Source organism: Bradyrhizobium genosp. A, assembly GCF_049949275.1.
Classification (GTDB): Bacteria; Pseudomonadota; Alphaproteobacteria; order Rhizobiales; family Xanthobacteraceae; genus Bradyrhizobium.
The window spans coordinates 5,028,159-5,050,873 of sequence record NZ_CP188196.1 but is presented as its reverse complement, the minus strand read 5'-3'; the positions used below and the strand labels follow the sequence as shown (position 1 = coordinate 5,050,873).

General features: G+C 63.9%; 26 protein-coding genes. 16 read left to right on the top strand and 10 right to left on the bottom strand.

The genetic code is table 11. The features are described 5' to 3' along the window. Position 1: 1 nt before the first annotated feature. A complete protein-coding gene (locus tag ACP2YP_RS23525; protein WP_426418712.1) occupies positions 2-400 on the bottom strand; it encodes a hypothetical protein in 399 nt (132 codons plus the stop codon). 322 nt (positions 401-722) lie between these two features. Here ACP2YP_RS23525 and ACP2YP_RS23520 point away from each other — a divergent pair, with 322 nt between their 5' ends. Beyond that, the gene (locus tag ACP2YP_RS23520; RefSeq protein ID WP_426418711.1) at positions 723-1,586 is read left to right on the top strand and encodes a LysR family transcriptional regulator; all 864 of its coding nucleotides are present in this window, start codon (positions 723-725) and stop codon (positions 1,584-1,586) included. 152 nt (positions 1,587-1,738) lie between these two features. Here ACP2YP_RS23520 and ACP2YP_RS23515 read toward each other — a convergent pair whose 3' ends face one another. The 7 genes from ACP2YP_RS23515 to gspD form a co-directional block, all read right to left on the bottom strand. Then, the gene (locus tag ACP2YP_RS23515) at positions 1,739-2,023 is read right to left on the bottom strand and encodes a GYD domain-containing protein (RefSeq protein WP_426418710.1); all 285 of its coding nucleotides are present in this window, start codon (positions 2,021-2,023) and stop codon (positions 1,739-1,741) included. Between the two features lie 154 nt (positions 2,024-2,177). Continuing rightward, entirely contained in the window at positions 2,178-3,278 is a 1,101-nt protein-coding gene (locus ACP2YP_RS23510) for a dihydrolipoamide acetyltransferase family protein (RefSeq protein ID WP_426418709.1), read from the bottom strand. A gap of 20 nt (positions 3,279-3,298) precedes the next feature. Next, positions 3,299-4,279 carry an alpha-ketoacid dehydrogenase subunit beta gene (locus ACP2YP_RS23505; protein WP_426426239.1) on the bottom strand — a complete coding sequence of 327 codons (981 nt, stop codon included), beginning with the start codon at positions 4,277-4,279 and terminating at the stop codon, positions 3,299-3,301. Next, positions 4,272-5,336, bottom strand: a complete 1,065-nt coding sequence (gene pdhA, locus ACP2YP_RS23500; RefSeq protein WP_426418708.1) for a pyruvate dehydrogenase (acetyl-transferring) E1 component subunit alpha — start codon at positions 5,334-5,336, stop codon at positions 4,272-4,274. Before pdhA ends, ACP2YP_RS23505 begins: the two co-directional genes overlap by 8 nt. Before the next feature lie 488 nt (positions 5,337-5,824). Further along, entirely contained in the window at positions 5,825-6,130 is a 306-nt protein-coding gene (locus tag ACP2YP_RS23495) for a hypothetical protein (RefSeq protein ID WP_426418707.1), read from the bottom strand. A gap of 271 nt (positions 6,131-6,401) precedes the next feature. After that, positions 6,402-6,899: a tetratricopeptide repeat protein gene (locus tag ACP2YP_RS23490; protein ID WP_426418706.1), complete on the bottom strand. Its 498-nt coding sequence runs from the start codon at positions 6,897-6,899 to the stop codon at positions 6,402-6,404. A gap of 17 nt (positions 6,900-6,916) precedes the next feature. Beyond that, a complete protein-coding gene (gene gspD, locus ACP2YP_RS23485; protein WP_426418705.1) occupies positions 6,917-9,226 on the bottom strand; it encodes a type II secretion system secretin GspD in 2,310 nt (769 codons plus the stop codon). A gap of 375 nt (positions 9,227-9,601) precedes the next feature. On the opposite strand from gspD, the gene ACP2YP_RS23480 reads away from it, so the two are divergent. The 15 genes from ACP2YP_RS23480 to ACP2YP_RS23410 all read left to right on the top strand — a co-directional run bounded on the left by ACP2YP_RS23480 (position 9,602) and on the right by ACP2YP_RS23410 (position 21,573). Then, positions 9,602-11,287, top strand: coding sequence for a GspE/PulE family protein (locus ACP2YP_RS23480; protein ID WP_426418704.1), 1,686 nt, complete (start codon positions 9,602-9,604; stop codon positions 11,285-11,287). 4 nt (positions 11,288-11,291) lie between these two features. Further along, on the top strand, positions 11,292-12,509 hold the full coding sequence (locus ACP2YP_RS23475) for a type II secretion system F family protein (RefSeq protein ID WP_426418703.1): 1,218 nt from the start codon (positions 11,292-11,294) through the stop codon (positions 12,507-12,509). Positions 12,510-12,525: 16 nt separating this feature from the next. After that, positions 12,526-12,996 carry a type II secretion system major pseudopilin GspG gene (gspG, locus tag ACP2YP_RS23470; RefSeq protein ID WP_426418702.1) on the top strand — a complete coding sequence of 157 codons (471 nt, stop codon included), beginning with the start codon at positions 12,526-12,528 and terminating at the stop codon, positions 12,994-12,996. Positions 12,997-13,024: 28 nt separating this feature from the next. Beyond that, on the top strand, positions 13,025-13,456 hold the full coding sequence (locus tag ACP2YP_RS23465) for a pilus assembly FimT family protein (RefSeq protein WP_426418701.1): 432 nt from the start codon (positions 13,025-13,027) through the stop codon (positions 13,454-13,456). Then, positions 13,422-13,829 (top strand): prepilin-type N-terminal cleavage/methylation domain-containing protein, encoded by a 408-nt coding sequence (locus ACP2YP_RS23460; protein ID WP_426418700.1) that lies wholly within the window; start codon positions 13,422-13,424, stop codon positions 13,827-13,829. Before ACP2YP_RS23465 ends, ACP2YP_RS23460 begins: the two co-directional genes overlap by 35 nt. Further along, a complete protein-coding gene (locus ACP2YP_RS23455) occupies positions 13,826-14,530 on the top strand; it encodes a PulJ/GspJ family protein (protein WP_426418699.1) in 705 nt (234 codons plus the stop codon). Before ACP2YP_RS23460 ends, ACP2YP_RS23455 begins: the two co-directional genes overlap by 4 nt. Next, positions 14,527-15,240 (top strand): general secretion pathway protein GspK, encoded by a 714-nt coding sequence (locus ACP2YP_RS23450; RefSeq protein ID WP_426418698.1) that lies wholly within the window; start codon positions 14,527-14,529, stop codon positions 15,238-15,240. Before ACP2YP_RS23455 ends, ACP2YP_RS23450 begins: the two co-directional genes overlap by 4 nt. Beyond that, the gene (locus tag ACP2YP_RS23445; RefSeq protein ID WP_426418697.1) at positions 15,227-15,460 is read left to right on the top strand and encodes a hypothetical protein; all 234 of its coding nucleotides are present in this window, start codon (positions 15,227-15,229) and stop codon (positions 15,458-15,460) included. The genes ACP2YP_RS23450 and ACP2YP_RS23445 overlap by 14 nt, the downstream gene beginning before the upstream one ends. Beyond that, on the top strand, positions 15,457-16,530 hold the full coding sequence (locus ACP2YP_RS23440) for a PilN domain-containing protein (protein WP_426418696.1): 1,074 nt from the start codon (positions 15,457-15,459) through the stop codon (positions 16,528-16,530). The genes ACP2YP_RS23445 and ACP2YP_RS23440 overlap by 4 nt, the downstream gene beginning before the upstream one ends. Then, positions 16,527-17,084, top strand: a complete 558-nt coding sequence (gspM, locus tag ACP2YP_RS23435; RefSeq protein ID WP_426418695.1) for a type II secretion system protein GspM — start codon at positions 16,527-16,529, stop codon at positions 17,082-17,084. Before ACP2YP_RS23440 ends, gspM begins: the two co-directional genes overlap by 4 nt. Before the next feature lie 137 nt (positions 17,085-17,221). Further along, complete coding sequence (locus ACP2YP_RS23430; protein WP_426418694.1) at positions 17,222-17,980, top strand: hypothetical protein; 759 nt, start codon at positions 17,222-17,224, stop codon at positions 17,978-17,980. 378 nt (positions 17,981-18,358) lie between these two features. Next, entirely contained in the window at positions 18,359-18,571 is a 213-nt protein-coding gene (locus tag ACP2YP_RS23425) for a hypothetical protein (protein ID WP_426418693.1), read from the top strand. A 347-nt stretch (positions 18,572-18,918) separates the two neighbouring features. Further along, positions 18,919-20,097 carry a polysaccharide biosynthesis/export family protein gene (locus ACP2YP_RS23420; RefSeq protein ID WP_426418692.1) on the top strand — a complete coding sequence of 393 codons (1,179 nt, stop codon included), beginning with the start codon at positions 18,919-18,921 and terminating at the stop codon, positions 20,095-20,097. A gap of 175 nt (positions 20,098-20,272) precedes the next feature. Continuing rightward, on the top strand, positions 20,273-20,698 hold the full coding sequence (locus ACP2YP_RS23415) for a hypothetical protein (RefSeq protein ID WP_426418691.1): 426 nt from the start codon (positions 20,273-20,275) through the stop codon (positions 20,696-20,698). A 23-nt stretch (positions 20,699-20,721) separates the two neighbouring features. Next, positions 20,722-21,573 (top strand): lytic transglycosylase domain-containing protein, encoded by an 852-nt coding sequence (locus ACP2YP_RS23410; protein ID WP_426418690.1) that lies wholly within the window; start codon positions 20,722-20,724, stop codon positions 21,571-21,573. A 60-nt stretch (positions 21,574-21,633) separates the two neighbouring features. Here ACP2YP_RS23410 and ACP2YP_RS23405 read toward each other — a convergent pair whose 3' ends face one another. Together ACP2YP_RS23405 and ACP2YP_RS23400 are read right to left on the bottom strand one after the other, a co-directional pair. Beyond that, positions 21,634-21,831 carry a FecR/PupR family sigma factor regulator gene (locus ACP2YP_RS23405; RefSeq protein WP_426418689.1) on the bottom strand — a complete coding sequence of 66 codons (198 nt, stop codon included), beginning with the start codon at positions 21,829-21,831 and terminating at the stop codon, positions 21,634-21,636. A 16-nt stretch (positions 21,832-21,847) separates the two neighbouring features. Continuing rightward, a complete protein-coding gene (locus tag ACP2YP_RS23400) occupies positions 21,848-22,507 on the bottom strand; it encodes an RNA polymerase sigma factor (protein WP_426418688.1) in 660 nt (219 codons plus the stop codon). Between the last annotated feature and the right edge of the window lie 208 nt (positions 22,508-22,715).

Genomic DNA, 22,715 nt, shown 5'->3' with positions numbered 1-22,715 from the left:
TTCACACTCCATAATGACGGCTTTGGCGGCTGGCATTTGCGACCAGCTCCAGGACGAAGGTTTCGGCTGCGCTCGCCGCGGCTCTTGCGCCGTTCGCTGCGGCCGAATCGAATCCGACGATCCGCGCGTCGATATCGGCGGCGTGGAGCGCGGTGATGAGATCAACCGGCGAGTCCTCGCGATCCTGACGCCGCACGACGAGCCGGATAGCAGCGGCGGCGCGGACGATGCGAAACGACAGCGCCGTACAGGGAACGGCAATCGCAAGCAGGCCGGCACAGTCGATGGCTCCCTGCAGCACGAGTTCGAGCGCGGCGCGGGCCGCCTTACCCTCTGCAAGCAGGATCAATTGGTGTGCCTCGAGGTCTTGCCGCGCCAGCTCAGCGGCAACGCCGTGCAAAATCTCATCGGGCAAGTTTTTATCGGGAAGGGCACCGCGGACGGAAACGGGGGACCACGAAGCGAGCGGCGTCAGGCGGCGCCAGCGGCGTAGCTCCTCAGGCGTCGCAACCAGCGTGGCGTCCGGCCCGGCAATGACTGCGACGGTGACCTTTGCGGTGGTGCGTGCCGGCCGCGCGACGATCTCGTATGGCGAGCGTATTGACATGACTTGAGGTTGGGCGCGGTGGGTCTATTATTCAAATGAATTGACATAATTCCCAAATTCACACGGTGCATCGAAGCCCATGAGACTCCGCAACCTCGATCTCAATCTGCTCCTGGTGTTCGACGCCGTGCTGCGCGAGCGCAGCGTCGTGCGCGCCGCAGACAGCCTCGCCATCAGCCAGCCGGCCGTCAGTCACGCGCTCAACCGGCTGCGCCATGCGTTGAAGGACAAGCTGTTCATCCGCACACCCGCGGGAATGAGCCCGACTCCGAGAGCCGAGCAGCTGGCGCTTCCCGTTCGCAAGGCACTCAACGAGCTGCAGCTCGCGGTCGAGGGTGACACCTTCGACCCCTCGACGGCGGACCGGCGCTTCACGATTGCGGTGAACAACTATGCAGCCGTGGTCGCGGTGGGGCCGATCTTGGCCGCGGTGCGCGCGCAAGCACCGGGCGTGCGACTGTCACTCGTACCCAGCGGGACCCTGAATCTCACGGATCGATTGGACCGCGGCGAGCTCGATCTTGCGTTGTCGGGCCGGGCTATCGATGGAGAGCGGTTCGCCTCGCAACAGCTCATCGAGGATCGCTTCGTGGCCGTGCTCCGGAGTGGCCATCCGGCGCTACGAAAGCGGTTGACGGCGGCGTCGCTTGCCGAACTTCGGCATCTGGGGATCAGCTCGAGCGGGGAGAATTTGGAGTTTGTGGATGCGTTCTTGAAGGCACGAAAGAACACCCGCTTTGTCGTCTCCGACGTGCCCTATCTCTCCGCGGGGGCGGTTCTGGTGCAATCGAACCTGGTCGCCATCCTCGGACGCAAGCTGGCGATGGAGTTCCGCCGCGCCTATCCGATCGAGATGAGGGAGCTGCCGTTCGAAGCTCCAGTTCTGCAGAGCGTGATGAGCTGGCATCGGCGCTTTGACGATGTGCCCGCCCATCGATGGTTGCGCAGTACAATTATCGGAACCGCCACCACCTTATGAGTGGCGGACGCATCGGGCGGGAAGCGGGCCCGATTTCGTGCCGGTTTGGGTCCTCCGCTGGCGGCGGTGAGACACTCGAACAAATTCGATTCTCAGCGCCACTCGCGCAACGGGTGGCTCAGCTCCTAGCACAATCGACCTTCCAACCGGTCTCAGCCCGCAGCGTTCTTAACTGCCGCTTCAAAGGTCTTTGCTTCAAAGGCCGGCATGCTTTGGATTCGGCCCAGACCCTGGTTGGAATACCAGACGGAAAACGCAAGAACGGCCTCCGGCGTCGGGGCATCGACGACGTCGACGAAATCGTAGTAGCCCTGCGTGTAGTGGATCGACTCGATCTTGATGCCGAGTTTGTCGAGCTTCGCCTTGGCCTTGCCAACTCGCTCCGACTGCTTGCTTGCCCACTCCGGGCTTAGATTTCCGAGCAGCACATATTTCATGACCGCCTCCACGGCAGGTTGATCATTTTGCGCGAAGGAGATTGCAATTATACGCCCTTTGACGGGGCGCGCCACCGCCGGGACGTCAAAACCACTTGGCGGAGCGCTCGTCCAGCGCTCAGGTCGTGGTGGAACTCGACGCCATGGTCGATTTTCACGACATCAGCTCAAGATCCGACTTGAGCGCAACCAGGAAGCGAGCGGCTTCGCCCCCGGTCACGATGCGATGGTCAAAGGTGAGCGACAACGGCAACAAACGCCTCACCGCAGGCTGGCCCCGATGCGCTACCGCCCGCGGGGAAATTCGTCCCGCTCCTATGATGGCCGCTTGCGGCGGCACGATGATCAGATTGGCAAACCGGCCTCCGATCATCCCGAAATTCGACAGCGAAATGGTCGCGCCGCGCAGCTCCTCCGGGGGAATCGAGCGCGCGATTGCATCAGCCCGCAGGCGGTCGAGACCGGCCCGCAAATCCGACACGCTGCGCTCTGCGACATTGCGCAACACGGGAACGATAAGTCCCCCCTCGGTGTCGACGGCAATCCCGAGATCGACGCGCGGAATCAGGCGACGCTCTCCCGTGGTGGAATTATACCAGGCATTGAGCGCGGGTTCGGCCTTGCAGGCGACGGCGATGGCCCGCACCAGGCGGATTGTCACGTCCTCGCCCGTCGGCCAGTCGTCGATATCGGCTTCATCCGTCACGGTGGCGGGGACGATTTGCGCGTGGGCTGCCGTCATGCGTTGGGCCATTGCGCGTCGCATGCCGCGCATGGGCTCGGCGAACCCGGATTCGGGCGTGCTCTTCGCAGCCCGTTCGACATCGGCCCGCGTGATCGTGCCGCCGGGCCCCGTGGCCTCCACGCTCTCAAGATCGACATCGAGCTTGCGCGCGAGTGCGCGCACAGCTGGAAACACCTGGGGCTGTTGCCCGGTCGGTCGCTCGAGGGAAATTCCTGCAGCTGGCGGATGTTCGTCCCTGCCGAGTTCGCCGACAATCGTGCCGGTGTCCTGCTCGGCGCCCTCGGCAAACTCGAGGAGCGGCGCGCCGACCTTCACGATGTCTCCCTTGTTGCCGAACAGGTGCGCGATGCGTCCGCTCGACGGCGATGGTATCTCAACGACCGCCTTGTCGGTTTCCACGGAGAGGAGCGGCTGATCGGTGACGACGTGATCGCCCTCGGTGACATGCCAGGTGACGATCTCCGCCTCTTCAAGACCTTCTCCCAGGTCCGGCAGCACGAATTGGCGCATGGGACAACGTCCGTCGAGATTTAGCTGAATTGACACACTTTGCGTGTTGCGGTCGTGATGCGTTCAACAGAAGGCATATAGTGTTGCTCGAGGCGTGCCATCGGGATGACGGTGTCGTAGCCGCTGACACGCGTCACCGGCGCGAGCAGCGAGGACAGGCCACGCTCAGCGATCGTCGCGGCAATCTCGGCTCCAAATCCGCCGGTACGTGCCGCTTCGTGCACAATGACGCAGCGCCCGGTCTTCGCGACCGAACTGAGCACGGTGTTTTCATCATAAGGCTTCAGGGTGGCAAGATCGACGACCTCTGCAGCGATGCCCTCGGCGGAAAGCGCATCGGCCGCGGCCATGGTCTCCTTCAACACCGCGCCCCAGCTGATCAATGTGACGTCGCGACCTTCCCGCAGGACAAAGGCACGATCCAGCGGCAAGGCTTCGCCATTGTCCTCCACCTCGCCTTTCGCCGCGCGATACAGCCGCGTTGGCTCCAGAAACACCACCGGATCTGGATCGCGGATCGCGGCGAGGAGAAGACCGTAGGCGCGTTCCGGCGACGAAGGCATGACAACTCGCAAGCCGGGAATGTGGGCGAGCATCGCCTCGGTGCTTTCGGAATGATGCTCAGGCGCGCGAATGCCGGCTCCATGCGGCGTGCGCAGAACCATCGGGCAGGTGAGGCGTCCCTGGGTGCGATTGCGCATTCTCGATGCATGGTTCACCAGTTGATCCAGGCAGGGATAGATAAATCCCATAAACTGGATCTCGCCGACGGGTTTGAGCCCCTGCGCCGCCATGCCGACGCAAAGACCGCCAATGAGGAGCTCGGCAAGCGGCGTATCCAGGACGCGCTCCGAACCAAAGCGCTTCTGCAGGCCCACGGTGGCGCGGAAGACGCCGCCGTCGACGCCGATATCCTCCCCGAGAACGACCACGGCCGGATCATCCTCCATCGCGCGTCCGAGCGCCAGATTGATGGCTTCGACCAACGTTATCTCAGTCATCGTGCTCTCCCGAGAGTTCGCGACGTTGCGCGGCGTAGGCCTCGGGCAGGTCGGCATAGAGGTGATCGAACATGGTCTCGGGACGGCGTGGCGGCGTCGTCAGATAGCGCTCGACCGCCGCCTCGATACGCTCATGGCACTCGGCCGCCAGTTGCTCCTCGTCTGCCTTGCTCCACATTTTTTGGCGAACAAGATAAGACCTAAGCCGCGCAATCGGCTCTTGCTTCCAATGAGCCTGGACTTCCTCCGCCGAACGATAGCGGGATGCGTCATCGGAGGTTGTATGATCGCCGAGCCGGTAGGTGACCGCCTCGATGAAGCGAGGGCCTTTGCCGTCGCGGGCCGCGGCAATGGCTTCTGCGGCCGCAGCGCGTAGCGCCACAACGTCATTCCCATCTACCTGCTCGCCGGTGAAGCCGGCGGCGATGGCCTTTTGCGCCAGCGTTTCCGACCCGGTCTGCAGCCGCAACGGCACCGATATGGCCCATTGATTGTTGACGGCGACGAACACGATCGGCAATTTGTGCACGCCGGCGAAATTCATCGCTTCGTAGACATCGCCTTTCGAGGTGGCGCCGTCGCCGAACATGCACACGGCGACACGCGGTTCCTTGCGCAGCTTGAAGGCATAGGCGACGCCGGCGGCATGCGGCGCCTGAGATCCGACAGGGACGCAAAACGGGAAATCATGCACCGGCCCCGAGAAGTCATTGCCGCGCTCGTCCCCACCCCAAAACAACAGGATCTCCTCCAACTTGACGCCACGCCAAATCAGGGCGCCGTTGTCGCGATACGAGGGTACCAGCACGTCTTCTTCTTGCATCGCACTCGCCATCCCGACCGAGACTGCTTCCTGGCCGAGCGAGACCGCATAGGTCCCGAGCCGGCCGGTGCGCTGCAATGCGACAGCCTTGCGGTCAAAATGCCGGAGCAGCACCATGGCGCGATACAGCGCGACAAGCAGCTTGGCATCGGTGGCGAAGGCGGGGAGCGGCCGGTTTGCCGAGCCGTCTGGCGCGAGGTAGTCGCGGCGGCGCACCTCGAAGCGCGCGATCACGGGGAGCTCTTCGCTTACCCTTTCGCTGGCCACGCTCGCCCTCCTGGAGCAATGAGTGCCTGCCTCCCAGACTCATTTGGTGCATGTGCCGTGACGATGCAATACTGTGGCTGTCCGCCTCGCCGTTGCGCGCGGTTGCTACATCAAAATTGAAGAGCATCGCCGGCCTCGATAAGGCACCTTAGCCTCGGAGCGCTCCAGCTAAGCTGCTGAAAATCAGTCGGAAAGGCTCGCCCTCCGAGCGCCCCACATTTCCTTCAGATTGCTGAAGTTTTTCGGGCCCGTAGGGCACGCTGTGGCGCGACCTCTCCACAGTCTATCCACAGGGATATACCGGGCTGGTTCACAGCTTCCGCTGGTCGGACGGGGCCGCCGCGGCTTGGGTCCGGCGGCATGGAATCACGTCCGGGCTAGGCACCCAGCGGGCGCCCACTCCCAACGCGATCACAGCTACAAAGTGCGGCCGCCGTCGCTGTCGATGATCGATGTCAGGCCACCGTTTCTGGCTGCTGCACGGCGAGGGCGGCCGCACGGGCATCGAGCCGGGCGCGGACCCGGTCCAGTTGCCGCTCGCCCTGCGACGGCGGCAACAGGCCTTTGACTTCAGTCATGATTTGGGACCGCAGGCCATTACCGAGGATCGGTTCGCAGTGTTCGTCCTGCGTTTCTCCGTGCTTGCGCAGATAGAGCGACGAATTGCTCATCGTTTCGTCGACGAGCAGCAGGGATTCGCAAGGCGCGCCCTCGGCATAGATCACGTCATGGCTTGCGAGCTTCAGATGATAAAATTCCACGCGTCATGCTGTTCGGCCGCGTCGCGATCGTGGCCGCCGCGGCAACGATCATGCGCCGGGTCACGGCCTTCGACGGGGTCTTCGCTTGATTTGGCTCGGACATTCACTGACTAATATTGCCCCGCCTCACGCGGGCGGAATCGGGCATAATGTTCCGTAACGTTACTACCGTGCGATTATGTTATCTAAATGTTATCGATACGAATGCGCAGGCGGGGTAAACCCCTCAGGTGCGGCCGCGGCTGCGACACGGTTGCGCTCGCGAGACCGCTCAGAACGGCGAGTCCTCGGGCCATCGCAGCGCGTGCCATTGGCCGGCTGCGATCTGGCTGCGGCTCATTTTCGAGGCTACCGCGTTGCGCAGCTTGGCGAAATTCTCGCGCGTGCGCTTTGGGGAATTCGCCGCGGCGAGGTTGAGCCATTTGTAGGCGGCCACGTCGTCCTGCGGAACGCCCTGGCCTTTGTCGTAGGCGAGGCCAAGCAGATATTGCGCGGTGGTGTCGCCCTGTTCGGCAGCCAGCCGGTACCAATAGCCCGCGGCGTCATTGGCCTGCGGAAGTCCCTGGCCGGTTGCGTACATGAAGCCGACCATGGCCTGGGCGCGGGCGTTTCCGCGTTCGGCCAGCGGCATCAATAGACGGGCGGCCCGGCTGTAGTCGCTGTGGGAGAACGCCGCGCTTCCGGCGCCGAGCGTATCCGCACGGGCTGGTCCAACCGAGATGATTGCCAGGATAGTCGCGAGAACGAGAAGCGGGCTCGACTTGATCATCAAATCCGTCCCGAGGGTCAGCGGTAGGTGGTCGGGGCGGTCTGCTTCGGCCCGATCGCGTTGATCGTGCCGCGCAGCTTGGTGCGCAGCTCCTCGGCGACGAAATGCGCATCGGCACCGTCGCGGATGATCTGCGGACGGATGAAGATGATCAGCTCGGTGCGCTTGACCTGCTTGTCGGTCTGCCCGAACACGGTCTCGCCGAGGCCGGGAATCTGGTCGAGCACGGGAATGCCCGCCCGAGACTTGGTTTGGCTGTCGCTGATCAGGCCGGCAAGCAGCACCGTCTGCCCGCTGGCGACGGCAACCGAGCTGCGCACCTTGCGGGTCGACACCGTCGGCGTCAGCGAGTTGGTCGAGCTCGAGGAGGAACCGGACGACGAGTTGCTGACGGGGTTGGAGATCTCCTGCTCGACGTCGAGCCTGACATTGCCGTTGGCGTTGATCCGTGGGACCACGCGCAGGATAATGCCGGTGCTGCGATAGTCGGTGGTGTTGGCGATGGTGTTGCTGCCGGTCAGCACGGTCGCGCTTCCGGTCTGGATCGGGATCTCGTCGCCGACCTGGAGCGTCGCGATCTGGTTGTCGATCACGACGACGGAGGGATTGGACAGTACCTTGACGTCCGTAATTGCATGCAAGGCGTTGAGCACCGCCCTCGGCGTCTGCGCAGAGCCGACCAGAAAGTTGAAGCCGGGAATGGCGCGCTGGAGCGCAACGTCGGCTGCCGCGGCGACAACCGAGGTCGCCCCGTTGAAACCGAACGAGCCGGTGTTGGGCTTGAGTCCGAAATCGCCGCTCATGATGTAGGACTGGATGCCGTATTGCAGGTCGTCCGTCAGCGTCACCTCGGCGATCGTGGCGTCGATCGCGACCTGAAGCTGGGGCTGGTCGACCTCCTTGATCGTCTGTTCGATGGTGCGGTACTGCTCCTGGCTCGCATAGATCAGGAGCGTGTTGTTGACACTGTCGGCTGTGATGCGAACGCCGTCGAGAACGCCGGCTCCGCCGGGTCCGGATCGTCCGCCGCCTTGGCCCGAGGCTGAGTTGTCGAACAGGCCACCGCCGCCTTGCGCACCGGAGCTTGAACCGTACCCGCCCTGATTGCTCGATGACGCGTCTGCCGTGGTCGCGCTTCCGCCGCCGCTCCGGCCGCTCGATCCAAAACCTCCGGAGCCCGATTGGCCGGTGGGTGAGGCTGACAGGCGGTTGAGCGCTGAGCCGCCGCTCGAGCTCGCCGACACGCCGGAGCCGGGCGCGACTTGTCCGGCCGGGCTGTCCAGCGGAGATGACGAGGAGCTAGATGAGCCGCTGCCGCCGAAGACATCGTTCAGTACACGTGCGATCTGTTTAGCGTCGCCGAATTTCACGCGGTAGACGTGGACCGCCGATCGTCCGGTATTGGTGGTGTCGAGGCGGTGAATCCAGGTCTCGACGCGGCTCAGCAATTCCGGCTTCCGTGTCACCGCGAGGACCGCGTTCATGCGGGCGATCGACTGGAACTTGATGACGCCCTGCGTCATGCCGCCTTCGCCGGAATCCACGATCTTATCAAGCTCGGCGATGATCGGTCCCGGATTGCTGTTCTGCACCGGGAAGATGCCGACGGACTGTCCCTTCAGGAAGTCCGCGTCGAAGCTGAGCACGAGGTCGACCGCGTTGCGGCGTTCGCTTCCGGTGCCCTGGATCAGGATGAGATTGCGGCTGGTGTCGGCGCGGATCATGCCTTGCTTGGTCGCAAAGCTGTCGGCCAGCTTCATGACGGTCTGGGCGGAGACATATTGAAGCGGCACGATGGTGATGCCGTAGCCGGGCGTCATGCGGTCTGCCGCATCCGCCGTGCCGACCCCGACCGCATCGGGTTGGGGCATCAACCGGTAGCCGGTGTCGTCGCGCACCAGCGCAACGCCGACCAGACGAAGCGCGTTCTCGAGCGCGAACACGACATCGGTCTTGGGGATCGCCCGGCCCGACGACAGGCTGATATTGCCCTGAACGCGCGGGTCGATGACATAGCCAACGCCGAGGATGTCGCCGAGAACAATCTTGGCGACGGAGGCAATGGGCGAATTGTCGAAATTCAGCTCGAACCGGTCTGCGCTGGTCGTTGCTGCCTGCGCCGACACGGCAGTCGGCGTATCGTCGCCAGGGTCCGCGGCGTAGATTGCGGTCTTGGCCTTGGGGCCGGTGCTGAGCTGGCGTTGCGGCAGCTGGTTTGGATAACGCGGCAACAGGTCGACCGAGCGGACCTTGTCGAAGACGTCAGGGTCCTTGTTGCTGTCGGCCTCGGCGATGTTGCCCACGGTGTTGCACGATCCGAGCAACATGGAGATCAGCAAGCACTGGACAACCAAGCCGATCCGGAATGCTGTTCGGCTCACTATCGACCCCACTCACGCGCCGCCCGTTGCCGCCATTCGGGGCGGGTCGGGCCGAATGACGCTTGCTTAACTCTCTCCTGTGACAGTGATGTGTTATCAATGTTCCCTGCGGTGAGACAATCACAATAAGATATGTTACACATTCACGTATATCGAGCAAAAATCGCGGAGGAATATCAAGGGCGTTCATTGGCGCCGCGGTTGGAACGGGCTGGCCATATGCAGTGCCGCGGATCGAAACGTCACATTTCCGACCGAAGAAGTAAGGTAAACGGCGCGCTCGCCGCTTTGGGCGGCTGTCAGAGTTTCCGGTAGACGTTCATGGCTTCCCCGAATGCGCACGAGTTCGCAGCTCGTTTCAGCCAAAAGGCCGGCCTGAAGGCGGACGGGACCAAGCTCGGCAGGCTGAACGGGTCCGGCCCCACTGAGGGTGGTCTCCGCAAGCTGTGGGAAATGAGCGAATTGTCGGCCAGCGAGTTTGCCGACGAGGTCGCGCTGTTCTTTGAGCTCCCGCGCATTGCGCTTCAGGAGATGATGGTAGCGGAATCCCGGGTGCAGCAGTTCTCCCGCCGGTTCCTGCGCGAGATGGCAGTGTTTCCGTGTCAGCCAGCCGGCGGAGCGCCGGTGCTCGTGCTGGCCGACCCGACAGACCGGGCGTCGATCCAGGCGGCGGGGATCGTGCTCGGCACGGCCCCTATCATCAAAGTGGCTTCGTTCGAGGACATTGCCACCGTGCTCGACCAGCGGCTCGGCGATGAGGAGGCCGGCAGCACCGACAATACCGTCAGTGCCGCGGTGCAAGACGATGACATTGACAATCTGCGCGACCTCGCCAGCGGGGCGCCCGTCGTCCGGGCCGTCAACGACATGTTCGAGACAGCGGTGGAGCTACGCGCCAGCGATATCCACATCGAGCCTGGGCGCACGTCGCTGGTGGTACGGATGCGGGTCGACGGTCTCCTGCGCGTTGTTGCGACGCCAAACGGCGTTCCGCCGGCGGCGGTGATTTCCCGCATCAAGATTTTGGCGGGCCTCAACATCGCCGAGCGTCGGCTGCCGCAGGACGGTGGCGCGCGTGTGCGTGCTGCACGTTCGGAGCTCGACGTGCGCGTCGCGATCATGCCGACGCAGCATGGCGAGTCCGCCGTCATCCGCCTGCTGCCACGTGACCGCGCCCTACTGTCGATCGACAAGCTCGGCTTCCTCGCGAGCGATCAGGCCAAATTGCGGCGCATGCTCGCCTTGCCGCACGGCATGATCATCGTCACCGGACCGACCGGCAGCGGCAAGACCACGACGCTCGCGACCGTGCTGTCGCTGCTCAACGAGCCGACGCGGAAGATCCTGACCATCGAAGATCCCGTCGAATATGAAATTCCCGGCATCTCCCAGTCCCAGGCCAAGCCGTCGATCGGCCTGACCTTTGCGACCGCGCTGCGCTCCTTCGTACGCCAGGATCCTGATGTGATCATGGTCGGCGAGGTCCGCGACTCCGAGACGGCGCATGTCGCCATCCACGCCGCGCTTACCGGCCATTTGGTGCTGACCACGCTGCACACCGAGACAGCGGCAGCCGCTGTCCCGCGTCTGCTCGATCTCGGTGTCGAAGCGTTCCTGCTGCGCTCGACCTTGCGCGCGGTGATCGCGCAGCGCCTGGTGCGCCAGCTCTGCGACCGCTGCAAGACCAGCCGGCCGCTGACCCATGCCGACGTCGAGGCCGATCCGCGCTACACGGCAGTGGGTCTCGCCGTCGGCAATGTCATCTTCGAACCAGCCGGCTGTGAGCGCTGCGGCGGCGTCGGCTACCGTGGCCGTATCGGCGTGTTCGAGGTGCTGGAGATGAACGAGGAAGTTCGCGCGCTGGTCGAGGAGCAGTCCGACTGGGAATCCATCGACAAGGTCGCCATTCGCAACGGCATGACGACGATGATCGAGGACGGCCTTGCCAAGTGCCTGTCGGGCATGACCTCGGCGGCAGAGATCCTTCGCGTGACCACCGTACGGTGACGAGATGCCGAACTTCCGCTATCGCGCGCTGACACAGAAGGGCGAGGTCGTTTCCGGCTCGATCACCGCGGCTGATCTCGCCGAGGTTGCCCAGCGCATTGAATATCTCGGGCTGGTCGCGATCGATGCCGGCCCCGAGGAAGAGGCCAGGGGCTGGTCGCTGTCGCTGGCCTCGCTGTCGCTGTCAAGACCTGGCCCGGCGGATGTCACTATCTTCACCCGCGATCTTGCTTTGCTGTTGAAGGCGGGCGCGCGCCTCAACGATGCGCTCGAACTGCTGGCCAGCGACATGGATGTCGGCCGGCTGCGTCCGGTCATCAACGACATCAAGAATGCGATCATGTCCGGCGAGAGCTTTGCCGAGGCGCTCGGGCGCGAACCAACGCTGTTTCCAGCAATGTATGTCGCCCTCGTCCGAGTCGGAGAGATGTCCGGCGGGCTCGATCACATCCTGGAAACGATCGGGATCGAGCGAACGCGGGCCGAGGCCTTGCGCCGCAAGGTGACAGGAGCCTTGCAGTATCCGGCCTTCGTACTGCTCGCGGCCGGGGGCGTGCTGATCTTCTTCGTGACGTTCGTGCTGCCACAATTTTCCGCGGTGCTGCGGGACTTCAACGCGAAGACGGATCCGGTCATCGAGGTCTTCCTTGCTCTGTCCGACGTGCTGCGCGGCCATGGCCTGGAGGTGGGCGCCGTGGTCGGCATCGTCGTGATCGGCGGCTGGCTGGCCTGGCGCAGGCCTGCGGTTCGTGCGAGCGTCGTGACGCAGCTCGCAAGGCTGCCGGTGATCTCAACGGTCGTCGAATTTCATCGCGCCGCGCTGTTCTCGCGTAATCTCGGTATCCTGCTCGGCAGCGGCGTGACGCTGACCGCCACCCTGCGCATCCTGATTGACATCATGACGGCCACCGGGGACGTACCGGCATGGGCGGCGATGGCCGACCGCGTGCGCCATGGCGGCAGGCTCGCGGAAGCGCTGGCCGCCTCGGCAGTTTTGCCGCCGGTCGCGGTGCGCATGTTGCGGCTCGGCGAGGAGACCGGCCAGCTGCCGACGTTGTCGGGCCGGGTCGCGGAATTCTACGAGGAGAAGCTGCAGCGCCAGCTCGATCGCGTCGTGGCCATCATCGGCCCTGCGGCGATCATCCTCATCAGCGTCGTCGTCGGCGGATTGATCGTGTCGGTCATGACGGCGCTGCTGTCAGTTACGCAAGTTGTCGGATGAACAAGGGAGGGCACGCATGATCCGCTTTTCGAGGAGGAGCCTGTTCGCTCCGCCGCGGCGGCGTCGGCGCCGTCGCGGGGAGGAGGGTTTTACGCTGGTCGAGATGCTGGTCGTGATCACCATCATCGGCATGATCATGGCTCTGGTCGGTCCGCGCGTGCTCAACTATCTCAGCGAGTCCCGCGTCAAGGCCGCAAAAATCCAGATCCAGAGTTTTGGCAGCGCGCTCGACCTGTTCTATCTCGATGCCGGCCGCTTTCCGACAAGCTCGGAGGGGCTGGCCGCGCTCGCGAGCCCGGTCAGCGGCGTGACGTCCTGGAATGGGCCCTATGTGAAGGGCGGCAGCGTTCCCAACGATCCATGGGGCAATCCTTATGTCTACAAGCAGCCCGGGGAGAAGGATCCTTACGAAATCCGTTCGCTCGGTTCGGATGGCCAGGAAGGGGGAACGGGAACGGCCAGCGATATCACCTCGGCTGCGAAGTAGCGGCGAGGCGGGTTTCACGCTGCTGGAGATGGTCTGCGTGCTCGCGATCATGGCGCTGCTCGTTGCCATCTCGCTGCCGCGCATGCCGATATCGACGTCGCGGCCGAAGCTGGAAGCCTATGCGATCCAGATCGCCACCTTGCTCAAGGCCGATCGCAATGCGGCGCTGGCACGCCGCCTATCGTTCGGCGCCGTGGTCGATGCGCCCGGGCGATCCGTCCGGGCCGGTTCGAGCGCGAGATTCGTCAGGGTGCCGGACGACGTCGCGTTCGATGCGCTGCTGCCGCAGCGCTGCAACGGCCGGGAGGTGCCTTCGACCATCACGTTCCTTCCGAGCGGGATGTCATGCGGCGGAACGATACGGTTGACGCGGTTCGGCAGCGGGTTCGATGTGCGGGTGAACTGGTTGACGGGAGGGATAGACATTGTCGCGCAGGATATCGTCCAGGCGTCACAGTGAAGCCGGCTTCACGATGATCGAGGCGGTGGTCGCATTGGCGCTGGTGTCGATCGTGCTCGCCGCGATCGGCTCGCTTGTCGCCAGGAACGTGCGCGGCGCGCAGCAGCTCGAGCAGCATACCGCATTGATGCAGACGGCGCGGCTGATCGCATCCCGCCTGCCGCAGGGCGGTCAGCCGCTTCCGACCGAGCTTGTAGGCAGGGAGGCCGGCTATCGCTGGCAGATGCGGATCTCGCCGTTCGTGGATGACGAGACGGCGGTGGCGGATTCGCCGTTCATCCCGCGACGCATCGAGCTGCGGGTGCAATCGCCGACCGGTGCGATCGTCTCGCTGGAGACCGTGCGCCTGCAATACCGGGAGGAACGCCAATGACGTCGTCCCGGCGCACGGTGTGGAGATCGACTGCGGGCTTCACCATGTTCGAGGCCCTCGTCGCCATTGCGCTGATGGGATTGGTCCTCGGCGCGCTGGCGAGCGTGACCGGGGAGTGGTTGCCACCCTGGAATCGCGGGCTGCTCCAGACCCAGCGCAACGAGCAGGTCACGATCGCGCTTGATCGCCTGGCGGCAGACCTGTCCGCGGCCGAGTTCGTGACGGCCGATCGAACGAGCAGTGCGGTGCTGTTTCGAGGTGACGAGGCAGCCGTTACCTTCGTGCGCTCGGCACTCGGTCCGAACAACCTCCCGGGCTTGGAGATCGTGCGGATTGCCGAAACGAGCGACCGCAATGGCCGGGCGCTGGTGCGAACGCGCGCGCCTTTCGTCCTGCTCCCGACCGGGGATCCATTGGTTGATCCGATACCGTTCGCGGATCCGGTCGTGTTGCTGCGCGGTCCGCTTCGTATCACTTTTGCCTTTGCCGGCCCGCGCGGTGGGTGGACCGGCAACTGGCCCAGCTGGGCGAGCCTGCCGACGGTGGTCCGCTTTGACCTTCACGACGCCGAAGGCAAGGTCGTGCTGTCGACCGCGACGCCGGTCCGTGCCGATACAGGCCCGCCGCAATCCGAGCAGGCCAATGACGCGCCGCCGCCGGACACCCAGGCGCGCAACAACAACGGTTCGGAGGTCAGGTGACCGTGACCTTTGCCAAGGAAGGCGCTTCGCGCGTGGGCGAGCGTGGCTTCATCGTGGTCGCGGCCTTGTGGCTGCTTGCCGCGCTCGCTGCGCTCGCCATCGTGGGCTCGGTGTACATGACGCAATCGGCCATCGCGCTCGCCGTGTTCGATGCGCCCACGCAGCTCCAGATGGTATCGACAGCCGGCATCGAGTTGACCGCTTACAGGCTGTCGGCTCCCGCAACGGTTTCGCGCCCGACGCATGGCGGCTTTGCCTTCGGGCTGGCGAACGCGAGAGTGACGGTCGAGTATCAGGCGGAGTCGGCACGCATCAATCTCAACATGGCCCCTCGGTCGATGATCGGTGGGCTGTTCGCAGCCGTCGGCGTCGAGCCCGATTCGGCCAGCCAATTTGCCGACCGGGTTGTCGCGTGGCGGAGCGCGCCAAGACACAACGGCCAGGACAGTGAGGACGCTCTCTACATCGCCTCCGGATTGAGCTACCTGCCACGCCATGCTCCCTTCAGCAGCGTCGATGAGCTCTCGCTCGTGCTGGGCCTGCCTGCGGCGCTTTTGGAGCGGGTACGGCCATACTTGACGGTGTACAGCGGAACTGCGGGGATCAATGTGCTGGATGCCGCTCCGCAAGTCATTGCCGCGTTGCCCGAGATGACCTCCGCAAAGCTCGACGCATTCCTGAATCAGCGCGAACTCGTTGCCGACAAATGATCCGGAATTCGTGCTGGGCGCGCTCGGCGGCAGGGTGGCCGGTGCAACGGTGGCCGGGAGCGATGCCTATCGCATTCGCATGCAGATCATTCTACCCGACGGTCGAAAGAGCTCGTCGGAAGGGGTCATTATGCTTCCCGGACCCGGCGCGAAGATGGCGTACCGGGTGTTCACATGGCGGGATGAGATCGATCCAGCGACAGGAGCGGCGCAGCGATGAGCCTGGTGAGTGATATTACGGCAGCGCTATCCTTGTGGATCGACACGGTCGCAGGCGTCGTGAGCGACCGGCTTGCTCATGTCAAGCCGGTCCGCCGCATCGAGGTCGCGGAGGATGAGGCCGGCGCCTTCGCAATGCGGCTCGCGCCAGGAATGAAAACCGCGGACGGCGATCTCGCTCCCTGTCCCGTCGACACGGCGGATGGTGCGATCGGCAAAGAGCTGTCTGCGCAATGGGCTGCCGCGGTTCGCGGCGGTGTGGTCGAATTGCGGCTGCAGCCATCCCGCTTCGTGTTCCGTCCCATCGAGCTGCCCGGTCGTGCCGCCGAGTTCCTCGACGGCATCATCCGGGCGCAGATCGATCGCATCACACCTTGGACCGCGAGCGAAGCGCTATTCCACTGGACGCCGCCGCATGACATAGGCGGTGATCGCATCGAAACCACGGTGGTGACGACCGGGCGCGCGGCGGCGGATTCTCTGGCGCAGGCGTTCTCCGATCTGGGCGCCGCCGCTGTCGAGATCTCGACCGTGACATCGGATCACGGGCGGATCGTCGTGCTGGACCAGCGCAGCGGCAAGCAGGCTGAAAACCGCCGGCTGCGAACCGGCCTCGTCGCAACGCTCGCGACGACCGGTGTGCTGGCGATGCTGTCGTTTGGGTTCGGCGGGTTCGTCGCCGATTCCTATGACACCCAAGCCCAGCAGATCCAACAGCGGATTTCGGAGCGGCGCGCGATCATGCGGGGCAATCAGACCGGCGCGGGTGGCAGCCCGCTCGAGCTATTGATCCGCCGCAAGCAGAGCACAGCCGCCAGCGTGATTGTGATTGATGCGCTCTCGGCGCTGCTGCCCCAGGATACTTATGCGACCGAAGTCCGGATCGAAGGCGACAAGTTGCAGATCGTCGGGGTCACCCGCGATGCGCCGTCGCTGATCTCGATCCTGGAGCAATCGCCGCAATTTTCCAGCGCGGGCTTTTTCGCGCCGACGACACACGCCGCCAATGAGCCGGGCGAGCGCTTTCACATTGAAACAAAGCTCAAGCCATATTTTGGGTCCGGCACATGATCGGCATGCAGAAAATCCAGGCGCTTCTCGGACGGTTTCCGATCGCGGCGGCTGCCGCCTATGTCGCGCTGATCGCACTGTTTCTGTTTGCCACGATCGGCACGGCGCTCGACATATTGGAGCGGCGTAACGCTGTGGGAGCGGCCGCCGAGATCCTCGATCGGCTGGAGGTGCGAGGCCCGGAGCGGGCGCCGGCCGCGCGGGCCAACGTTGGCGTCCCGCCGGGTTCACCCTTTCTCGAGGGCAGCAGTGCCTCGCTCGCCGGCGCCGCGTTGCTCCAGCGCGTCGCGGCCGCGACGAAGCGGGTGAACGGCAATACACTGTCGTCGCAGGTCGATCTCCTCGGGCCGAAGTCGAAAGCAGGTTTCATCACCGCAACGTCGAGCCTTGAAATTGATCCCGTTCAACTTCAGCCGCTTTTGTACGACCTCGAGTCGGGTATGCCGTTTCTGTTCGTCGACGAGCTGGTCATCCAGGCGCCCTCGGCATCGACGCAGGGCGGAAAGCTACGCATCGTGCTCGGCGTCTCCGGGCAGCGGCAAAGCCAGAAGTAGGGCGGCCGTTGCGATCATTACTCGCGAGATTAGGCTTGATCAAGCTACGACGATAGCATTAGTATCATTGTGTCACATTTCCGAGAGATGCGAACGTTATTTCTCGCCGTTATGTCGATCCGGGGAAATGCGGGGAAATGCGCGCACTTGCACTGCTGATTGGTTCGTTGCTGATCGGCCATGCCTCGGCGCTGGCCGCGAATACGCCGCTGACGATGGGCGCGCAGACCGTCGATCCCGGTGGCGGTGATCTGTTTGCGCCAAAGTCCGCGGAGCCGACACCAGCTGCGGCTGCGCCGCCCGCCGCGACGCTGCCCGCAGTGCCAGCTGTCGCGGCTGCGCAATCGACTGAGCGCATCACCAGCGGCAATCCGCTCTGGTCAATTCCCATGGCGCGTTTGTCCGCGACCCGCGATCAACCGTTATTTGCGCCGTCGCGCCGTCCGGCGCCGCGCCCCGAACTGCTGGCGCGCTCCGCTCCGGCACCGGTCGCTGCGCCACCGCGGCAGGAGCCGGAGAAGCCGCAGCTCACGTTGCTCGGCACCGTCGCCGGATCGAGTGAGAGGATCGGATTGTTCATCGACTCCACCAGCAAGGCCGTGCTGCGGCTGAAGCGGGGACAGAACCATCAGGGATGGACGTTGCACGACGTGCGGCCCCGTCAGGTTGAGTTGGCTAAGGGGCTGGACAATACAGTTCTCGACATGCCGCCTCCCGACCTGAAGCCGGGACCGCCCGCGGCGCTCGCTGCGGCTCCGCCGCCACCTCCACCGCCCGCGCTGGCTGTCAACGCGAAGGCGCCCGGTGTTCTTCCAACGCTGACGAATGCGAACATGCAGCGCGGACAGCAGCCGGCCAATTTAGCCAATCCATTCGCGCAGCAGTGGCCGCGGTAGTCGGTGAACCGCGTCGCACCGGCGGCGGGCGAGCGTCTTCGCGTGATCTGAATGCAAGCGATAGTGCCAGGCCTGTGCGTCGTTGCGGGGCCATAGAGATGACGGCCGTACCTCGAACGCACGTGGTCGGACTGTCGCTATTTCCGGGTTAGGAATTCGCGACGATCGGTCGAAATTGCGCCGTCGTCACGCAATGACCGCATTTCACCCAACATAACGATCGTTTTTCTTCGCAAATCTGAAATTGTTTTTAGTATTGGTCACAGCAACGATAAGAAACATTCTTACAAGAATGGCAAATAGACGTCGCGAAGGCAGTGGGCTGCTGTTCTTGTGAACGCTCGATGTCGGGCGTGTGTTTTTGTTTGGGGGGTAGAAATGCGCGCGACAAATGCGATGGAACTGGCTTGCCTTAAGTCCGCGCCGCAAGATTCCAGCGAGAACGTCTACGATCTCGGCTTGAAACAGGATGAAAGAAGCGGCCTTCGCCGCATCGAAGACCTCAAGCGCGAGAACGCGCTTCTGACGCTCGTGTTCGAGGAAACCCGGCTCGAAGTCGCGCGCCTACGCAAGCTCCTCTCGGGGACGTGAAGATCGCTGCGCGTTTCGGCTGGCCGATGTGGCCATGAGCCGCCGCCGCGATCCGGACGAAAGGCCTACCAGTTGATCAAATCGGTTCGGTGGTTGCGAATCTGCCGGCACCGCTGACGTCAGCCGCTGCCCGGTGCGTCGATCGTTCACTATTTCGCGGCTGCTTTTCTGAAGGTCTCCCGCGCACTCTCCGAGCCATATCGCGCATCTTGTTTTCGTGGTCGCCGCATCTGCGGCGTCTATGAAGCAGGAACCACAAGCTGATCCGCAACTGGTTGCGGAAAGCGTGCAGGCGCGCCGCGCCGTGCGGGCTTGGCAAGCGTACGTAGGCTGAGCGCGAAACGATCATGCGATTGAGAAACTGTCTGGCGATCGCGTGTTATCTGATCTGCTCCACGCTGCTGGGCGGCTGCGGATTTATTTCGATGTCTGGGCCGGCGAGCGTCGACGTCAAGGCAGAAAATACCAGCGTGCTGTCGTACGCCGTCGTCAAGCTTACACCCGACATCGTGCGCCAATTGGAGAAGTTCGAGCCTAACGGACTGCCAGGTGGTCTGGCGGATAGCCGTCCTCCCTCAAGCATCCATTTCGGCATCGGCGATATCGTTAGCGTCACCATCTTTGAGGCTTCGGCCGGCGGTCTGTACGTCCCGCTCGAAGCCGGCGTCCGACCGGGCAACTTCGTCAACCTGCCGGATCAGGCCGTCGACAACGACGGCAACATCACGGTGCCCTATGCCGGCAGGATACGCGCGGCGGGTCGCACCAACGTGCAGATCCAAGATGACATCCTCGCGCAGATCAAGAAGCGCGCGATCGATCCGCAAGTCGTCGTCACATCGAGCCAGCAGCGCTCATCGCTAGTCAGCGTGTTCGGCGAGGTCAGGACGCCGGTACGCTTCCCGATGCCGGCTGCCGGCGCGCAGGATCGGATCACCGACGCGATCACTCGTGCCGGCGGCATCAGCGGCGCCGGCTGGGAAACCTGGGTGGTCCTCGAGCGCGGTGGCAAACGCGCAACGCTGCCGTTCGGAAATTTGGTCTATTTCCCCGCGAGCAACGTCTTCGTGCAGCCGGGGGACCGCATTTATCTCTACCGTGAGCCAATGAAGTTCGTTGCCTTTGGCGCGACCGGCCAGCAGGGCGAATTCAACTTTGACGCATGGCGCATCAATCTGACGCAGGCCGTCGCCAAGGCCGGAGGCCTGCTCGACCTGCAAGCCGATCCGGCCTCGGTGTTTCTCTATCGCCGCGAGCCGCGCGACGTCGCAAAGCAGCTCGGCATCGACTGTTCGAAATACGACGGCGAGACCGTTCCGATCGTCTTCAACGTCAATTTCCAGGACCCGGCGGGCTATTTCGTCGCCACCAAGATGCAGATGCGCCCCTTCGACGTGCTTTATGCCGCCAACGCGCCTCAGGTCGACCTCACCAAGGTTCTCAATTTCATCAACACGGCGGTCGGGACGGTCGACAACGGGGCGCTTCTCGTCAACGATATCAAGGTGGTTCGAAGCAGGCTCTGAGTGATGGCGGCAGCAGGCCGAGGGGACGGAAGGCGCGCGCCTTTCTCAAATCGGGACGCGTCAATTTCGGCGAGCTATGTTAGCATGAGAGTCTCAACCGGGGCGGGTGTCCGGCAATGATATCATCGCGCAGGTTCCCGGCATCAGGCGCGCTGGCTAATGGAGGCTTCGCGGCATGGGCGATGCTCTGTCGAGGTTTGGATTTCCCCGTCGAGGCTGCCTGGCGGCCTGTCTCGTCGCGACCATGGCAATCCCGGTGATGGCGCAGGCTCCAGGCCCGCTCAATCCGCCGGCCACTTCGCCGGCTGGGCCGCGGGAGGGCACGATTGTTGGTGGCGGGACCAGTTCCACAGTTCAACGTTGCGTCGACGTTCAGATCGGAGGCAACAGCGCGTTCGGCTGTCTGAATGAGAAGCTTCGTCGCGAGGTGGACAAGGTCAATCCGTCGCTCAACCTGCCTCCGATCGATGCGCGATCGTCCGACGTGCGCGTGGGCAATGCCAATGAGGCGGCCGTCCGCCAGCAATATGGCTCCAACTACGGCCGTTCGGCCACACCCTTTCGTCCGCCGCCCATCGCCAACGTGCTCCCGCATCGCTGATGTCGAAATCCCGTGCACGAGCCATGACCCTCCCGCCAGCACACCTATTGTGGCCGGCGATGGCGCTGTGCCTGCTCGCCGTCCTGAACGGGCAGGCGAGGGCGCAAGAGGATGAAAGCAGCCACGGAGCCGAGATTGGCGCCACGGCCGCTCCATCAATTGAAGCAGGTGATGGCGCGCCCCAGCCGCTGGTGCTCGAGCGCTTCGCGCCGCGGCCGCTCACGGCCGCCGATTTCCCGCCGGCGAATCCGCTGCTGGCCAACTACTCGTTCCGAAGCAGCGCAGTGTTCGGCCGCGACTGGCGCGCTGGCCGGGCCGAATATCGTCAGCTCATCGAGCGTGAATCGCTCGCCTTCGGCCTGCCACCGGCGCTTGTGGATGCCGTGATGGCGGTCGAGAGCAGGTACAATCCTGCCGTGGTCGGCTTGGACGGCGAGGTCGGATTGATGCAGGTGATGTTGCCGACGGCGCGGATGATGGGCTTTGCCGGAACGCCGTCGGAACTCGCCACTCCCGAGGTCAATGTCCATTATGGCGTGCAATATCTCGCCGGCGCCTGGCGCCGGGCCGGTGGCGATCTCTGCACGGCGACGATGAAATATCGCGCCGGCCATGGCGAGACCCGGTTCTCCTATCTGTCGGTCGAATATTGCACGCGAGTCCGCGCGCATCTGGCCGCCAACGGCGTTGCCGTCACCGGCTCAGTTCCCCAGCCCACTTTCGGACGGTCATCCGTCAGTGCTGGCGGTAGCAGTAATGGTGGTGCAACTCGTGGCCACATCCGGACTGCTGTCGGCGGCACGATCAATTTTGCCGAGCTCAACACGCGCCTGCGCAGCGCAGCCGAGCGAAAATCGCCATCCGACCTGCGCTGATCCGGCATCTGTCGATCTGATACGTGCTGCGATGGGGGGCTCTCAATCAAGCCCAAGCCGTCATGCCCGCTTCTTACTGCCCGTTGGACGCCGGCGCCGCACAGCAGGCGCCGGGCGGCTGGTCGCCAGCGCCTGGCCGATCGCGCGCCAGCATTTTACGGCATCGCGGAATGCATGTTCATGGGCGGAACTTCTGCCGCGCCAATCCATCAGTTGTTCGGCATCGGCGATCGTCGCCTCGCCCGATTTGAGGCGCATGATCCACGACAATGCCTCACGGACTAACGGATCTAAGTGATCGACCTGATGGTTTCGCTTCGTCACGATCCAGCGCTTTCCCGCCCATGCCGGTCATGAGCGGATGGCCCCGATCGACATATCTCTGTAGGTGAGACGATGCGACGCGCTGAAAACCGAATTTGTCACGCACGGGTCTTTTGAGGCGCTCGGCGCAGTGCTCGACCGCCTGTTTGAGGTCGGTCTCGACGGTCCGGACTGTGACGCCGAGGAGGGCGGCGATCTCGCGGTTGGGCAGACCCTCAATGCGCGAGAGCATCAGGACGCGGCGCCGGCGCTCCGGAAGCTCGGCGATCGCGCGCTTCAGCAGCTCGACATCCGAGCGATCCTCGATCACCCGCGCAGCATCCGGCCGATCGTCCGGGATCTCGAGCACGGCATCGACCTCGTCGGAGGTGAGGCGGCGCTTCTCGGCGCGGCGGCGATCGGTGGCGATATTAAGGGCGATCCGAAACAGATAGGCCTTGGGGCTGCGCACGGCCCCGATCTCCCGCATGCCGGCGAGACGGAGATAGGTCTCGTTGAGGGCCTCGGAGGCGAGGTCCGGCGAGCCGAGGCGGCGCGTCAGTCGCCGGTCGAAGTCGACGTATTCGGCGAGCAGCAGGCTGCGCAGGTTGGAGATGATGTCGATAGTCATGTTACGCCCCACTTATTAAACCCCGAATTTTGCGGAACGGTAGAGAGGGCGCACAACGATAATGTGACGAACTGTTAGTCGATAACAGATGTCTAACGATAGTCGTGTCATGTTGCGTGGAATCACCACTTCAGCCGTCGCTTCGCGTCGAAGAGCTCGAGAATCTTTTCGCGGGCGCCGCGGGCGCGACGTCTATCGGATAAGCCCG

Bases quoted from the DNA above. Each gene is read 5' to 3' on its own strand.
- ACP2YP_RS23515 (WP_426418710.1), bottom strand. From the start codon at position 2,023: ATGAAATATGTGCTGCTCGGAAATCTAAGCCCGGAGTGGGCAAGCAAG.
- ACP2YP_RS23510 (WP_426418709.1), bottom strand. From the start codon at position 3,278: ATGCGCCAATTCGTGCTGCCGGACCTGGGAGAAGGTCTTGAAGAGGCG.
- ACP2YP_RS23505 (WP_426426239.1), bottom strand. From the start codon at position 4,279: ATGACTGAGATAACGTTGGTCGAAGCCATCAATCTGGCGCTCGGACGC.
- ACP2YP_RS23490 (WP_426418706.1), bottom strand. From the start codon at position 6,899: ATGATCAAGTCGAGCCCGCTTCTCGTTCTCGCGACTATCCTGGCAATC.
- gspD (WP_426418705.1), bottom strand. From the start codon at position 9,226: ATGTTGCTCGGATCGTGCAACACCGTGGGCAACATCGCCGAGGCCGAC.
- ACP2YP_RS23480 (WP_426418704.1), top strand. From the start codon at position 9,602: ATGGCTTCCCCGAATGCGCACGAGTTCGCAGCTCGTTTCAGCCAAAAG.
- ACP2YP_RS23475 (WP_426418703.1), top strand. From the start codon at position 11,292: ATGCCGAACTTCCGCTATCGCGCGCTGACACAGAAGGGCGAGGTCGTT.
- gspG (WP_426418702.1), top strand. From the start codon at position 12,526: ATGATCCGCTTTTCGAGGAGGAGCCTGTTCGCTCCGCCGCGGCGGCGT.
- ACP2YP_RS23465 (WP_426418701.1), top strand. From the start codon at position 13,025: ATGGTCTGCGTGCTCGCGATCATGGCGCTGCTCGTTGCCATCTCGCTG.
- ACP2YP_RS23455 (WP_426418699.1), top strand. From the start codon at position 13,826: ATGACGTCGTCCCGGCGCACGGTGTGGAGATCGACTGCGGGCTTCACC.
- ACP2YP_RS23440 (WP_426418696.1), top strand. From the start codon at position 15,457: ATGAGCCTGGTGAGTGATATTACGGCAGCGCTATCCTTGTGGATCGAC.
- gspM (WP_426418695.1), top strand. From the start codon at position 16,527: ATGATCGGCATGCAGAAAATCCAGGCGCTTCTCGGACGGTTTCCGATC.
- ACP2YP_RS23430 (WP_426418694.1), top strand. From the start codon at position 17,222: ATGCGCGCACTTGCACTGCTGATTGGTTCGTTGCTGATCGGCCATGCC.
- ACP2YP_RS23425 (WP_426418693.1), top strand. From the start codon at position 18,359: ATGCGCGCGACAAATGCGATGGAACTGGCTTGCCTTAAGTCCGCGCCG.
- ACP2YP_RS23420 (WP_426418692.1), top strand. From the start codon at position 18,919: ATGCGATTGAGAAACTGTCTGGCGATCGCGTGTTATCTGATCTGCTCC.
- ACP2YP_RS23415 (WP_426418691.1), top strand. From the start codon at position 20,273: ATGGGCGATGCTCTGTCGAGGTTTGGATTTCCCCGTCGAGGCTGCCTG.
- ACP2YP_RS23410 (WP_426418690.1), top strand. From the start codon at position 20,722: ATGACCCTCCCGCCAGCACACCTATTGTGGCCGGCGATGGCGCTGTGC.
- ACP2YP_RS23405 (WP_426418689.1), bottom strand. From the start codon at position 21,831: ATGCGCCTCAAATCGGGCGAGGCGACGATCGCCGATGCCGAACAACTG.
- ACP2YP_RS23400 (WP_426418688.1), bottom strand. From the start codon at position 22,507: ATGACTATCGACATCATCTCCAACCTGCGCAGCCTGCTGCTCGCCGAA.